Raw genomic sequence first — 13,211 nt, forward strand, 5'->3', positions numbered from 1 at the left:
GTGTCATGAAATGGATATAAGAAAGGCCCCTTTCGGGGCCTTTTTGATATTAATGCTGGATCAGTGGTTGCCCTTCGCCTTGGCCGGGATGGATTCATCGAATTCCGGCAGCGGTTTGTGCTGAGAAGCCAGGAAGGTGTAGATCACCGGTAGCACGAACAGGGTGAACAGGGTACCGATGGCCAGGCCCGCGACGATGACGATGCCGATGCTGAAGCGCTGTGCCGCGCCGGCGCCGGAGGCGTAGAGCAGCGGGATGAGGCCCGCGATCATGGCCGCCGTGGTCATCAGGATGGGGCGCAGTCGCACTTTGGCTGCCTGCATCACCGCCTGCATCCGGTTCAGACCGTGCAACAGCTGCTCCTCCTTGGCCACCTCACAGATCAGAATACCGTGTTTGGTAATCAGACCGACCAGGGTGATGAGGCCCACCTGGGAGTAGATGTTCATGGTCGCCAATCCCCAGGCCAGCGCGATCAAGGCACCGCTGATGGCCAGTGGTACCGAGACCATGATGACCAGAGGGTCACGAATGGACTCGAACTGGATGGCCAGCACCAGGAAGATGATGGCCAGTGCCAGTGCGAAGGTGGCGTAGAGGGCATTGCCTTCGGTCACGAACTGGCGAGCCTCCCCCATGAAGTCGTAGCGATAGCCCTGGGGCAGCTTCTCTTCGGCGGTGGCCTTGAACCAGTTGATCGCATCCCCCATGGCCACGCCAGGTGCCGGTACGGCGCCTATGGTGGCGGAGTTCAGCTGGTTAAAGTGGGGCAGGGCACGTGGCTCCCCCTTGATTTCGATGCTGATCAGGCTGCCAAGCGGGATCGACTTGCCGTCGGCGGCGCGCACGTAATAGCCCTTCATGGATTCGGGGTTCATACGGAATTTACGCTCCACCTGCGGGATCACCTCGTAGGAACGGCCATCCAGATCGATACGGTTGACGTAGCCATCCGCCATCATGGTGCCCATGGTGGTGCCGATGTCCTGCATGGTGATGCCGTAGGCACCGGCCTTGTCCTTGTCGATGTTGATCTTCATGGTGGCCGAGTCGTAGTTCAGATCGAGATCCGAATAGACGAACTGACCGTTGGCCTGGGTGGCCGACAGCATCTCACCCGCGATCAGGAACAGACTCTCGAAGCTGTTCGGGGTGGTGATGACGAACTGGATGGGCAGACCGCTCGACGCACCCGGCAGCTCGGGGAACTGGAAGGTGGTGATGGCCATGCCCGGGATGTCGGTCACCAGACCGGCGACCCTGTCCAGCACCTCTTTCTGGCTTGCCTCACGCTCGCTCCAGGGCACCATGGACGCAATACCGAACGCCTGGTTGGAGTTGAACACCCCGGAGAAGACCTGGGCATAGGCGATTTCCGGTTGCTCATCCAGGATCTTGTTCACATCGTTCATGGTGTTTTCGATGTAATCCAGGTTGGCGTTGGAGGGTGCCGTCGCCAGCACCGCCATGACCCCCTTGTCTTCCGACGGTGCCAGTTCACTGGGGATGAACTTGAACAGCAGCGGCAGGCTGGCGAACACGATGACGGCGAACACCACCACCACGATGCGCTTTTGCATCACGGCATGCAGCATGCGGTCGTAGCGATCCGTCATCCGGTCCAGCAGATGGTGCACCGTGCTCTCGAACTTGTTCGGCTTGGCGTTGGCCTTGAGCATCTTGGAGCACATCATGGGGGAGAGGGTCAGGGCTATGATGCCCGAGACGAACACCGCCCCTGCCAGCGTCAGCGCGAACTCCTTGAACAGGGAGCCTGTGATGCCCCCCATCAGGGCGATGGGCGCATACACGGCGGCCAGGGTGACCGTCATGGCGATAACCGGGATGGCGATCTCCCGGGTGCCGATGATGGCGGCCCTGAAGGGCTCTTCCCCTTCCTTGATGTGCCGGTCGACGTTCTCCAGCACCACGATGGCGTCATCCACCACCAGGCCGATCGCCAGCACCATGGCCAGCAAGGTCATGAGATTGATGGAGAAACCGAACATGTCCATCATCATGACCACGCCGATCAGACTGAGCGGTATGGTGATGATGGGGATGATGACGGCCCGGAACGATCCCAGGAACAGGGTGATCACCACCAGTACGATGGCGGCCGCCTCCAGTATGGTCTTGATAACCTCGTGGATGGACTCGTTGATGGCGATGGTGGAGTCATAGAGCACGTTGGTCTGCAGGGTGCTCGGCATGTTGCGCTTGAGGTCCGGCAGCAATTCCAGCACATCGTGGGCGATGGTGATGGGGTTGGCAGTCGGGGCCGCGTTCACGGCGACCACCACGGCCTCTTTGCCGTTGGCACTGGCGCGATAGATGTCGTGGCTCTTCTCCAGCGTCACCTTGGCGATGTCGGAGAGACGGATCACCTTGCTGTCACGGGTGGCCACCACCAGTCGCTTGAGCTCATCCGTGCTCTCGACCTGGGTCTTGGCGTTGCCGTTGAACAGGGTGAAGTAACCGGTCGCCTGACCCGTGGCCGACTGATAGTTGTTGCTGTTGAGCACCGTCATCACGTCGCTTGCGGTGAGATCGAAGGCCGCCATCTTGGCCGGATCCAGCCATACCCGCAGGGCAAATTCGACCCCGCCGTAGATGTCGATCTTGGAGACCCCGCCCACGGTGAACAGCTGGGGCTTGATGACTCGCTCAAGGTAGTCGGTGATCTGGCTGGAGTTCAGCTCCGGGCTGGTGAAGCCCATGTAGAGCACCGCCGTGGTGGAGCCGGTAGAGGAGGTGACCGACGGGTCTTCCGACTCTTTGGGCAACTGGGAGCGCACCGAGTTGACCTTGGCCAGGATGTCAGACAGCGCGGCGTTGGGATCGGTGTTGAGCTTCATGTAGGCAGTGATGGTGGAGCTGCCCAGCTGGCTTGAGGAGGTCATGAAGTCGATGTTGTCGGCTTGCGCGACCGCCTGCTCCAGCGGCTGGGTGATGAAGCCTTGGATCAGATCCGAGCTGGCCCCGTAGTAGCTGGTACTGACCGTGATCACCGTGTTGGTGACCTCGGGGTATTCCCGCACCTGCATCTTGAAAATGGCCTGGAAGCCCAGCAAGGCGATCAGGAAGCTGATCGAGATTGCCAGCACCGGCCGTTTTATGAATATGTCGGTAAATCGCATCGTAGATCTCCGCGCTTACAGCATCGGGGTTTGTGCCGGAACGGCCAGGGCATCGTTCTTGACCACGTGCACCTTGGTATCGTTGCTCAGGCGAACCTGACCCGACAACACGATTTCATCGCCAGCCTTGATGCCGGACAGCACATGGACATCGTTGCCGCGACGCTCACCAGCCTTGACCACGACCTGTTTGGCACGCTTGGCACCCTCCACTTCATGAATGATGTAGACGTTCTCCCCATACAGGGTGAAGGAGATGGCGGACTGCGGGATCACGATCTGCTCCTTGACCGTCGGCAAGATGATGCTGGCACGGGCAAACATGCCGGAGCGGAGCTGGCCGCTGTTGTTCGGGATGGCTGCCTGCACCTGGATCAGACCGCTCTGGTAGTTGACCGCGGGTTCGATGGCGGTGATCTGGCCCTCAAACTGGTCGTTGGGGTAGGCATCCACCCCTATCTTGATGGTCTGGCCGAGGGAAATCTTGGAGATGTCGGTCTGGGGCACGGTGAAGCGCAGACGCATCACGCTGGTGTCTTCCAGTCGCACAATCTCGGTGCCCGGTTCCAGGTACTGGCCGAGGAAGACGTTGCGCAGACCCACGGCGCCGCCGAAGGGGGCGCGCACTTCGCGGCGGGCGATGGTGCCCTTCAGGCTCTCGATATCGGCTTCGAGCGAGCGATAGCTGGCCTCGGCGTCATCCAGCTGGTCCCGGGAGATGGAGTTCTTCTGGTACAGGTTCTGGTAGCGTTCGAACTTGGCGCGCGCCGCCGGCAGCCTGGCCTGGGACGATTTCAGGTTGGCCTTTTCCACGCTGGAGTCCAGGCTCAACAGCAGCTGATCCGGCTTCACATGGGCGCCAGACTCGAAGCTGATGTTGTCGATGGTGCCTGCCAGTTCACTGGAGAGGGTCACCCCCTGGTTGGGCTCGATGAAACCGATAGCCTCGATGGTCGGCACCCAATCCTGTGCCTTGGTCACCATGGCGGTCACCGGGAACTCGGGCTCGGGGCGGCTGGCCAGAAATTCCGCAATCTTCTTCTGCTTGAACATATTGAAACCGATGACACTGCCGAACAGAACGAGTGCTATCAGTAACATGATGGCCATCCACTTTTTCATGAACAGGCTCCTGTGGTGGAAATTTGAGGGTTTAAAATGGCATTCCAACTGGCTCTTATCACGGTTTCCAGCTGTTCTTGCGTTAATTCAAATGGGTGTGCCCGGCGCAACTGCGCCAGGTTGGCCACACAATCCAGACTCAGTGTCTGCAACACCGGGACGGGTAGATCGATAAACAATCCTTGTTGGCGACCCTGTTCAAAAAAGTTTTCAAGCGGCGCCCATGCCGCCATTATGACCGGATCCTGTTCTAATTCAGCCCCCAATGGAGAACTTTCGTACTGCAATTTACATTTCAGTGCGTTGGGGGTGTTGATAAAGATGGCGTCTATGTTGAACCACAGGCGCCGATACTGCCGAAATGACACGTCCTCTATCTGCACACCCTCCATGACTAGAGGATGACACTGAAGAATGGTGTGCTTGTACAGTTGGCGGATCAGGTCATCCTTGTCGCTGAAATAGCGATAGATGGTGCCCGCCGCCACATTGGCCTTCTTGGCGACCACGGCGATGGAAAGGCCGAAGAAGCCTTGCTCGCCGAGGACTTCGCGCGCTGCCTCGAAAATGCGCTCTTTCTTATCCATGACTCTTCCGATTGCAACGGCTGAATGAACGTTCATTCATTCTAGATTGAGAAGTGGGCAAGTCAAGGGGAGGGGAGAAGTTCCCGGTACGATAAGTCGACAAAAGTGGGTCGACTGAAGACGATTCCGGCCGAGGAGGTGTAGAAAAGCTATAAAACTGCACAAAACGATGGAAAAACAGTCGGTTGATTCAAGGGGATGAAAAAACAGTGGACAAGGCCGGCGCCATCATCAATAATGCGCCCCGTTCGACAGCGTAGCGCCCGTAGCTCAGCTGGATAGAGCGCTGCCCTCCGGAGGCAGAGGTCACAGGTTCGAATCCTGTCGGGCGCACCATCAAACGTGCGCCAGTTAAACGGGCGTTGTTGTGGAACAAAACAGCTGTGGTGGCTGTAGCTCAGTTGGTAGAGTCCCGGATTGTGATTCCGGTTGTCGTGGGTTCGAGCCCCATCAGCCACCCCATTTTACAGCTTGTCAGGTACGCGAAGGTGGCGGAATTGGTAGACGCGCTAGCTTCAGGTGTTAGTGCCCCCCGGGTGTGAGGGTTCGAGTCCCTCTCTTCGCACCATACTTGCTGTATGACGAAGGTGACCATGAGGTCATCTTTGTGTTTTTGAAATACCCCATCGGTGATTAGCGCAGCCCGGTAGCGCATCTGGTTTGGGACCAGAGGGTCAAAGGTTCGAATCCTTTATCACCGACCACATTTGAAAACCCCGCTTAGGCGGGGTTTTTGCTTTTCCGGCCTCCGCCCACTTTGTCACGTCTCTTTACACTTCTGTTGGCGCCTGCGCGCATCGAATTCGCTATGCTGGGGGCCTGATTCACGCGCCGGCGGTCACCCTGGCCCCGCTTCAGGCACTTATCCAATGCAGCACATGACTCGACAATCCGGCCTGCTGGCCTTGCTCACCCTGACCTTGGGTGGGTGCACCACCTTGCAACCCGATCCTGATGCGATCCTGCTGGGGGCAGCCCCCAAGGCAGAGAAAACCACTATGGCAAATCTGATCACCAGCGGTGGCTTTTGTGTGACGCTGAGCGAGCAGAATACCCTGCTGACACAGGACTGCGATCAGGGTACCCGGCAGGAGTTCGACTGGGATGCCGGGGCGCTGCAACTGGCCCGGGGCTGCCTGATCGCCAGGGGGGATGACGAACTCGGCGTGGCGGATTGCCGGGATGACAGCCATCAGTGGCAGTGGCAGGCGGATCGGCTGTTCAACCGTCAGCTGTCCCTCTGTCTGGATGTGGCTGGCCGCCGTCATCAGCCAGGCACCCCGCTGCGTCTGGCGGAGTGCTATGGCGGTGCGAACCAGAGCTTCGAGTGGAAGCAAAAGGGAGGCTTGCTGGACAACCTGGGCTTGCCCAAGCTGGCCTGGTGAGATTGACCCACCTTTGGCATGGCGTGCCGACAACGCCTGGTACGAGGCAACAGGGGCGGGGGGCTGAATACAAGAAGGGTGACCCTGGGTCACCCTTCTGCATATCTGGGGCATCGCCGGTTCAGGCGAGGCTCGGTGCGAACAGCTTCTCCAGATAGACGGCAACCCCATCGTCGTCCGAGCTCAGGGTCTGATCATGCTCTGGCAGGGCCCGCTTGAGGCGATCGTGGGCATTGCCCATCACCACGCCGCGGCCCACCATACTAAGCATCTCGAAGTCGTTCATGCCATCGCCAAAGGCCACGGCCTGGGACATCTCCAGCCCGTGCTGTTCCAGCACGGCGCGCACGGCATTGCCCTTGTGTACCCCGGCGTGCATGACTTCGAGGCAGTCCGGCAGGGAGAAGGTGACGTTGAGCCGATCACCATAATGCTGGTTGAGGTTCGCCTCTATCTGCAGCAGCTTCTCGTGCTCGCCGATGTAGAACACCTTGTTGACCTTGTCGGTGGGGTGGCTGGCGAGATCCGCGAGGCGATAGGTGAAGCCGGAGTCATGATGGAATTGCAGCAACCAGGGCAGCTCCTCTTCCACCAGCCACTCGTCGCCGTAGTAGACGTTGATATGGATGGAGGGATCGCGCTCGAGGGCGATCAGTTCGGCCGCCACCGTGGCCGGCAGTGCCTGGTTGTAGACCAGCTGGTCCTGCTTGTCGTGCACCACGGCGCCATTGGAGGTGATGAGGTAGATATCCAGCCCCAGCGCATCGCGGATGCTGCGTACGTCCACGTGATGGCGACCGGTGGCAACCACGAACTTGATCCCCTGATCCACCAGGCGGTGCAGGGTGTCACGGGTGCGGGGGGAGATCTGGTGCTGCTTGTTGAGCAGGGTACCATCGAGATCGGATACGACTACCTTGAACATCTTTACCTCGGCATGAATGGAACGCCGGGGCAGTGTACCCCAGCGTCCTGCGTCACCCCATTTATTTAGGGATACAAAAAATAACCGCTTTTAGAAGCGATCGAAGAAGTCCAGGGTCGCGGTCAGTGCAGGCATACGCTGGGGATCCGCCTCCATGAACAGCTCGTGCCAGGCCCCCAGGATGCGCAGCGGTTTGCCTCCTTCACAGCGGGCCCGCTCGCAGAAGCGGTCCTGAGCCTCATTGTCGACGATGCCGTCATCCCCGGCCTGGATCAGCAGCAGCGGGGTCTTGATGCGATCCGCCTGTGCCACGGCCTCATCCCCGGCCTTGATGCCTTCCCGGATCCAGTGGGCGGTGACACCGCCCAGCTTGATCTGGGGGTACTGCTCATAGAGCTCACGGAAGGCCTGGTAGCGTGCAGTGCTGTGACTCAGGCCATTGTCGGCAAACTCGTGGGAGACATAACCCCCCTGACCCGGACCGTAGGGAGGCTCTCCCCACCAGCTGCCCACAGTGTCCATGGTGGCGGCCAACCCCTTGGCGAGCCACTTGGGGATGCCGCCGAGATTGATGCCCATCATGGGGGAGGAGAGCACGGCGGCCTGGATGTCATCCGGCCAGCGCTCCAGATAACGGGCCGAGATGGCGCCCCCCATGGAGTGCGCCAGCAGGAACAGCTTGGCGGGTTTGTCCGCCAGCACGACCTCGTCGTGGAACTGCTTGAGATCCTGCACATAGTCGTCGAAGTCCGCCACATAACCCTTCTCGGGGTCTTTCAGCAGGCGGCCGGAGAGCCCCTGGCCACGGTGATCGATGAGGTAGAGGCTGTAGCCCTGGCGCCACAGATCCCAGGCCAGCTCCTGATACTTGAGGTAGCTCTCGACCCGGCCGTTGACGATGAGGATGGCTCTGTCCACCTTGGGCTGGCGCAGGGCGACGTAGCGGATGCTGACTCCGTTCTTGCCCTTGAATTCTCCCGGGGCCGCGTGCTCCTGCCAGAAGGTCGGCAGGGTCTGCTGGTGGAGGGCAGGCACTTCGGCCTCGGTGGTCAGCTGATAGGGGTTGTTCACGGCGAGGGCTCCGGCAGAAAACAGGGTCAGGGCCAGCAAGGGCAGTAATTTCATGGGGTGCACTCCTGCAGCCAATGTTGATGAAGGGCAGCGATATCGCCGGCGCAGAGCAGGGGCATGGCCGCTTGCAGTCGGGGCAGGGGCCAGTCCCACCACTGCATGGCCTGCAGCAGGGCGATCTGCTCATCGCCGAAGCGGCGACGGACAGGTTTGGCCGGGTTGCCGCCCACTATGGTGTAAGGCTCCACGTTTTTTGTCACCACGGCCCGGCTGGCGATGACGGCGCCATCGCCGATCTGGATGCCCGGCATGATCATGGCTTCCGAGCCTATCCAGACATCGTTGCCAATCCGGGTATCCCCCTTGCGCTGGAAACCGCTCTGGGCGCCATCACCGAAACGGGCGGCATCGAAGGGGAAGGTGGAAACCCAGTCCATCCGGTGGCCCTGATTGCCCGCCAGCATGAAGGTGGCGCCGGAGCCGATGGAGCAGAACTTGCCGATGATGAGGCGATCCACCTCACCCCAGATGCCGCTCTCCCAGCTGGCGCGGGTCGAACCGTCTCCCAGCAGGTAGCGTACGCAGTGATCCTCGAACGGCTTGCCGTGGTAGTAGCCGGAGTAGTAGCTGTAGTCACCCGCCTCGATATTGGGATTGGTCAGGTGATTCCGGATGACCTGGGACTCCAGCCAGCTGCCGAACGGGTTCTCCATCACTCCTCCTGCCATGATTCATCTTCTTGCTGGGCGGCGGCCCAGCCCTTGCGGGTCAGTTGCATCTGTTGCCACCAGGCGTCGTCCGCCAGGATCTCGCCCGCCGGGCCGAGTTGGGGGTAGGGCATCTCTTTCTCTTTGCAGAGCTGGGCATAGATGGGGTAGCCCCCCTCGAACAGGATGCTGTTCTGCTCCTCCAGGCTCAAGGGGCAGCCGCGCTGGTAGCAACCGGCCAGCTCCCGCTGGCGCTGGGCCTCGTACAGGATGGCGGCGGCGGCCACCGAGACGTTGAGGGACTGCACCATGCCCACCATGGGGATGACGATATGGTGATCGGCCAGGGCCAGCGCCTCGTCACCGATGCCGTGTTTCTCCTGCCCGACCAGGATGGCGGTGGGACGGGTGTAGTCGATGGCACGAAAGTCCACCGAGCTCTCCGACAGGTGAGTCGCCAGGATCTGCATGCCGGCCGCCTTCAGCTCGCCGACGGCGCTGCCGATGTCCGGGTGCAGCTTTACATCCACCCAGTTCTGGCTGCCGCGGGCCGTGCCCTTGCGCTTGTGGATCCAGGTCTTGGGCCAGACTGCGTGCACCCGATGGATGCCGATGGCGTCGGCGGTGCGCACGATGGCGGCCAGGTTGTGGGGCTTGTGGACCTCTTCCATGCAGACGGTCAGGTCGAGCTGGCGCATGGCCAGCATGTCGGAGATCCGTTTAAAGCGTTCAGGTGTCATGTCAGTTTCTATCGAATGGGGCTGATGGACGTCTTCCCATGCAGGCTGACAGGCACATGGCCAGCCTGTCCGCGCCACGTTCGGGGGTCATGGGTTGTCTCTCTAAAAGCAGCAGGCGGCTCGCGCCGCCTGTGTTCAGTTCTTCTGTCGGCTCACCTTGAGCACGTTGGGCATCACCCGGATCTTGCGCATGATGTTGGCAAGGTGGATCCGGCTCTGGGTGGTGATGAGCAGGGTGACCAGATAGACACGGCCATCCTTTTCCTCGGTGCTGATGGCGTGGATGTTGGCACCGGTGGCCGCGATCACGTTGGCCAGCTCCGCCAGCGCACCCTGGTGGTTGATGATCTCGATGCTGATGCCGGTGCGGAACTCCTGTTCCTGCTCCTTGTCCACTTCCCACTGCACCGGCAGGTACTTGTCCGGTTCGCGGCTGTAGCCCTTGATGTTGCGGCAGGACTCCTGGTGGATGACCAGTCCCTTGCCCGGGCTGATGTGGGCGATGATGGCATCCCCCGGGATGGGGCGGCAGCAGTTGGCGAAGGTGACCAGCATGCCGTCGGCACCCTTGATCGGCATCTTCTTGCTGGTGGATTTCGGCTGCTCTTCCGGCGGCAGCTCATCCCCCAGCATGCGGCGCGCCACCATGACGCTCATGGCGTTGCCAAGCCCCACATCGGCCAGCAGGCCCTGCAGGTTTTCGTGCTTGGTATCGGCCAGCACCTGTTTGATGCGCGGCTCCGGGATGTCCTCGATGTTCTTGGCACCCAGGGCGTGGTTGAGCAGGCGACGACCCAGCACCACGGACTCTTCGGTACGCAGGTTCTTCAGGAACTGGCGGATCTTGGAGCGGGCCTTGGTGGTCACTACGAAGTTGAGCCAGGCCGCGTTCGGGCGGGCACCGGGGGCCGTGATGATCTCCACCGTCTGGCCCGAGTGCAGCGGGCTGCTCAGCGGATAGGGGTGGCGGTCGACCCGGGAGCCGACGCAGGCGTGGCCGATGTCGGTGTGTACCGTGTAGGCGAAGTCCACCGGGGTGGCGCCAGCGGGCAGCTCCATGATGCGGCCCTCCGGGGTGAACACGTAGATCTCGTCGGGGAACAGGTCCGTCTTGACCCCTTCGATGAACTCGAACGAGCTGCCGGCGCTCTGTTGCAGCTCCAGCAGGCTCTGCATCCAGCGCTGGGCGCGGATCTGGGCCGTGGTGCCCGAGCTGTCGCCATCCTGTTTGTAGGCCCAGTGGGCGGCAACCCCCTTGTCGGCCATCTGATCCATGAATTCGGTGCGGATCTGCACCTCCACCGGCACCCCGTGGGGGCCGACCAGGGAGGTGTGCAGGGACTGATAGCCGTTGGTCTTGGGAATGGCAATGTAATCCTTGAAGCGACCGGGGCGGGGCTTGTAGAGGCTGTGCATCTGCCCAAGCACCCGGTAGCAGGTATCTATGTCTTTCACTCGTACTCTGAAAGCATAAATATCCATCACTTCATGGAATTGCAGTTCTTTCTTCTCCATCTTGTTGTAGATGGAGAACAGGTTCTTCTCCCGACCGCTTACCTGACAGTCGATCCCGGCCTCCCGCAGTCGTCCCTCTATCTCGCTGTGGATGGAGTCGATGATCTCCCGGCGATTGCCACGGGCGCGACGCACGGATTCCCGCAGTACCCGGGAGCGCATGGGATAGAGCGCCTCGAAGCCGAGCTCTTCCAGCTCGTTCTTCATGGTGTGGATGCCGAGGCGGTTGGCGATGGGGGCGAAGATCTCCAGGGTCTCGCGGGCGATGCGGCGACGCTTGTCCGGGCGCAGTGAGCCCAGGGTGCGCATGTTGTGGGTGCGGTCGGCGAGCTTGATCAGGATGACCCGGATGTCCTGGGTCATGGCCATCATCATCTTGCGGAAGTTTTCGGCCTGGGCCTCTTTGCGATCGCGGAATTTCAGCTTGTCGAGCTTGGAGACGCCGGACACCAGTTCGGCCACGGCATTGCCGAACAGTTCGGCGAGATCGTCCTTGGTGACGGGAGTGTCTTCGATGACGTCGTGCAACACCGCGGCCATCAGGGTTTCGTGATCGAGACGCATGTCCCCCAGGATACGGGCGACGGCAACCGGGTGGGTGATATAGGGCTCGCCACTGGAACGCATCTGTCCCTGGTGAGCGTCACGGGCCACCACATAGGCTTGCCTGAGCTTCTCGACCTGCTCGGATGGCAGGTAGGAACTGGCTATTTCTTTAAGGTTTTCAAATAAATACAAGACAGTCCCCGCAGCGGTGATACGGCAATCCGTGAAATTGAGGGTATGCCCCTGAGTTTGCGAGGTTTTCGAGCGGTTGTAAATGGGGGAGAGCGGTCGGCACCCGGGCGGGGGCCGACCGGCAAGATAACTTAACCGCGACCTTCGGCGATGGCAGCAACGGCAGCCAGCTCGGCGGCTTCCTGCTCTTGCTGCTCGTAACGGTCCTGGGTGTCCATCACCTGGTTGTTCACCAGACCCAGTTCGATTTCGCGCAGGGCGATCACGGTCGGCTTGTCGTTCTCTTCGTCGACCAGGGGATCTTTACCTTGTACCGCGATTTGACGGGCGCGGCGCGCGGCGACCAGCACCAGGTCAAAACGGTTACCTACCTGTTTTACAGCATCTTCTACAGTAACGCGTGCCATGCAGGACTCCAGTGTTTGGGCTTTCTCGGTTTAAAAAAGCGGTGTTTAAAAATGACGCAAAAGTTTACTTGTTTTTGGCCTATTCTGCCAGTAGCTGTTGCAGCAAGTTTTGTTGGGCCTGCTGCTGCTGGTGCAATTCCAGCCGTTGGCACTCGATGATGGCTCTGAGCTGGAACAGTGCCTGCTCAAAATCTTCATTGATGATGACATAGTCATACTCGTCGTAGTGCACCATTTCGGCAATGGCTTTCTCCATCCGGCCACGGATCACCTCAGCGCTGTCCTGGCCGCGGCCGACGAGGCGACGCTCCAGCTCTTCCCGGCTCGGGGGCAGGATGAAGATGGACTTGGTCGGCATCTGTTTACGGATCTGGCGGGCACCCTGCCAGTCGATGTCGAGGAAGACGTCGATGCCCCGGGCAAGGCAGGCCTCGATGGCGGCGCGGGAGGTACCGTAGTAGTTGCCGAACACCTCGGCCCACTCCAGAAAATCGCCGCGCTCTATCAGGGTCTTGAACTCGTCCACCGCCACGAAGTGGTAGTGCACCCCGTGGGTTTCCCCCGGGCGGGTGGCGCGGGTGGTGTGAGAGACGGAGAGTTGCATCTTGCCTGCGTCGTTATGCTGGGTCAGCAAGGCATTGAGCAGGCTGGACTTACCCGCCCCGCTCGGGGAGGAGATGATATAGAGGGTGCCTTGTTGCGCCATGTCTGTACCTTTAAGCGTTGCCGTGTTTTGGTTGTAGCAGAGGCCGCCGTCTTGTGCCCGAGAGGGAGACAGTCGCTCACAAAACGCGGAAAAGTTGGAGCCGGTAGGATGTAAAGGCGGCGAATTTTAGCAGATGGTGGCGGATAAAAAAACGGCCGGAATCATAT

11 protein-coding genes and 4 tRNA genes are annotated in these 13,211 nt (G+C 60.4%); 5 read left to right on the forward strand and 10 right to left on the reverse strand.

All coding sequences use genetic code 11. The features are described from left to right. Nucleotides 1-60: 60 nt before the first annotated feature. From VZC39_RS00100 to VZC39_RS00110, 3 genes are read right to left on the reverse strand one after another with little or no spacing between them, the layout of a single operon-like run. Entirely contained in the window at nucleotides 61-3,141 is a 3,081-nt protein-coding gene (locus tag VZC39_RS00100) for a multidrug efflux RND transporter permease subunit (protein WP_349920466.1), read from the reverse strand. Nucleotides 3,142-3,156: 15 nt separating this feature from the next. After that, nucleotides 3,157-4,263, reverse strand: a complete 1,107-nt coding sequence (locus tag VZC39_RS00105) for an efflux RND transporter periplasmic adaptor subunit (protein ID WP_349920467.1) — start codon at nucleotides 4,261-4,263, stop codon at nucleotides 3,157-3,159. Beyond that, nucleotides 4,260-4,850 (reverse strand): TetR/AcrR family transcriptional regulator, encoded by a 591-nt coding sequence (locus VZC39_RS00110; RefSeq protein WP_434664844.1) that lies wholly within the window; start codon nucleotides 4,848-4,850, stop codon nucleotides 4,260-4,262. The genes VZC39_RS00105 and VZC39_RS00110 overlap by 4 nt, the downstream gene beginning before the upstream one ends. Before the next feature lie 259 nt (nucleotides 4,851-5,109). Between VZC39_RS00110 and VZC39_RS00115 the strand changes: the two genes are divergently transcribed. From VZC39_RS00115 to VZC39_RS00135, 5 genes are all read left to right on the forward strand, one after another. After that, nucleotides 5,110-5,186 (forward strand) — tRNA-Arg (locus VZC39_RS00115). Nucleotides 5,187-5,236: 50 nt separating this feature from the next. Then, nucleotides 5,237-5,312: transfer RNA gene (locus tag VZC39_RS00120), tRNA-His, on the forward strand. Between the two features lie 20 nt (nucleotides 5,313-5,332). Then, nucleotides 5,333-5,418: transfer RNA gene (locus tag VZC39_RS00125), tRNA-Leu, on the forward strand. A 59-nt stretch (nucleotides 5,419-5,477) separates the two neighbouring features. Further along, a tRNA-Pro gene (locus VZC39_RS00130) sits at nucleotides 5,478-5,554 on the forward strand. Between the two features lie 165 nt (nucleotides 5,555-5,719). After that, nucleotides 5,720-6,235: a ricin-type beta-trefoil lectin domain protein gene (locus VZC39_RS00135; protein ID WP_349920469.1), complete on the forward strand. Its 516-nt coding sequence runs from the start codon at nucleotides 5,720-5,722 to the stop codon at nucleotides 6,233-6,235. 121 nt (nucleotides 6,236-6,356) lie between these two features. Here VZC39_RS00135 and VZC39_RS00140 read toward each other — a convergent pair whose 3' ends face one another. The 7 genes from VZC39_RS00140 to gmk form a co-directional block, all read right to left on the reverse strand. After that, nucleotides 6,357-7,160: a Cof-type HAD-IIB family hydrolase gene (locus VZC39_RS00140; RefSeq protein WP_349920470.1), complete on the reverse strand. Its 804-nt coding sequence runs from the start codon at nucleotides 7,158-7,160 to the stop codon at nucleotides 6,357-6,359. Nucleotides 7,161-7,250: 90 nt separating this feature from the next. Further along, nucleotides 7,251-8,285, reverse strand: coding sequence for an alpha/beta fold hydrolase (locus VZC39_RS00145; protein ID WP_349920471.1), 1,035 nt, complete (start codon nucleotides 8,283-8,285; stop codon nucleotides 7,251-7,253). Further along, the gene (locus VZC39_RS00150; protein ID WP_434664847.1) at nucleotides 8,282-8,944 is read right to left on the reverse strand and encodes a CatB-related O-acetyltransferase; all 663 of its coding nucleotides are present in this window, start codon (nucleotides 8,942-8,944) and stop codon (nucleotides 8,282-8,284) included. Before VZC39_RS00150 ends, VZC39_RS00145 begins: the two co-directional genes overlap by 4 nt. After that, entirely contained in the window at nucleotides 8,944-9,678 is a 735-nt protein-coding gene (trmH, locus tag VZC39_RS00155; RefSeq protein WP_349920473.1) for a tRNA (guanosine(18)-2'-O)-methyltransferase TrmH, read from the reverse strand. Before trmH ends, VZC39_RS00150 begins: the two co-directional genes overlap by 1 nt. 135 nt (nucleotides 9,679-9,813) lie before the next feature. After that, complete coding sequence (gene spoT / locus VZC39_RS00160) at nucleotides 9,814-11,931, reverse strand: bifunctional GTP diphosphokinase/guanosine-3',5'-bis pyrophosphate 3'-pyrophosphohydrolase (RefSeq protein WP_349920474.1); 2,118 nt, start codon at nucleotides 11,929-11,931, stop codon at nucleotides 9,814-9,816. A gap of 131 nt (nucleotides 11,932-12,062) precedes the next feature. Continuing rightward, entirely contained in the window at nucleotides 12,063-12,338 is a 276-nt protein-coding gene (gene rpoZ, locus VZC39_RS00165) for a DNA-directed RNA polymerase subunit omega (RefSeq protein WP_005307060.1), read from the reverse strand. Between the two features lie 79 nt (nucleotides 12,339-12,417). Further along, nucleotides 12,418-13,044 carry a guanylate kinase gene (gmk, locus tag VZC39_RS00170; RefSeq protein ID WP_349920475.1) on the reverse strand — a complete coding sequence of 209 codons (627 nt, stop codon included), beginning with the start codon at nucleotides 13,042-13,044 and terminating at the stop codon, nucleotides 12,418-12,420. Nucleotides 13,045-13,211: the final 167 nt, after the last annotated feature.

This window comes from Aeromonas sp. NJAU223 (genome assembly GCF_051125555.1).
Lineage (GTDB): Bacteria > Pseudomonadota > Gammaproteobacteria > Enterobacterales > Aeromonadaceae > Aeromonas > Aeromonas veronii_G.

Bases quoted from the DNA above. Each gene is read 5' to 3' on its own strand.
- VZC39_RS00100 (WP_349920466.1), bottom strand. From the start codon at position 3,141: ATGCGATTTACCGACATATTCATAAAACGGCCGGTGCTGGCAATCTCG.
- VZC39_RS00135 (WP_349920469.1), top strand. From the start codon at position 5,720: ATGCAGCACATGACTCGACAATCCGGCCTGCTGGCCTTGCTCACCCTG.
- VZC39_RS00105 (WP_349920467.1), bottom strand. From the start codon at position 4,263: ATGAAAAAGTGGATGGCCATCATGTTACTGATAGCACTCGTTCTGTTC.
- VZC39_RS00140 (WP_349920470.1), bottom strand. From the start codon at position 7,160: ATGTTCAAGGTAGTCGTATCCGATCTCGATGGTACCCTGCTCAACAAG.
- VZC39_RS00110 (WP_434664844.1), bottom strand. From the start codon at position 4,850: ATGGATAAGAAAGAGCGCATTTTCGAGGCAGCGCGCGAAGTCCTCGGC.
- VZC39_RS00150 (WP_434664847.1), bottom strand. From the start codon at position 8,944: ATGGAGAACCCGTTCGGCAGCTGGCTGGAGTCCCAGGTCATCCGGAAT.
- gmk (WP_349920475.1), bottom strand. From the start codon at position 13,044: ATGGCGCAACAAGGCACCCTCTATATCATCTCCTCCCCGAGCGGGGCG.
- VZC39_RS00145 (WP_349920471.1), bottom strand. From the start codon at position 8,285: ATGAAATTACTGCCCTTGCTGGCCCTGACCCTGTTTTCTGCCGGAGCC.
- rpoZ (WP_005307060.1), bottom strand. From the start codon at position 12,338: ATGGCACGCGTTACTGTAGAAGATGCTGTAAAACAGGTAGGTAACCGT.
- trmH (WP_349920473.1), bottom strand. From the start codon at position 9,678: ATGACACCTGAACGCTTTAAACGGATCTCCGACATGCTGGCCATGCGC.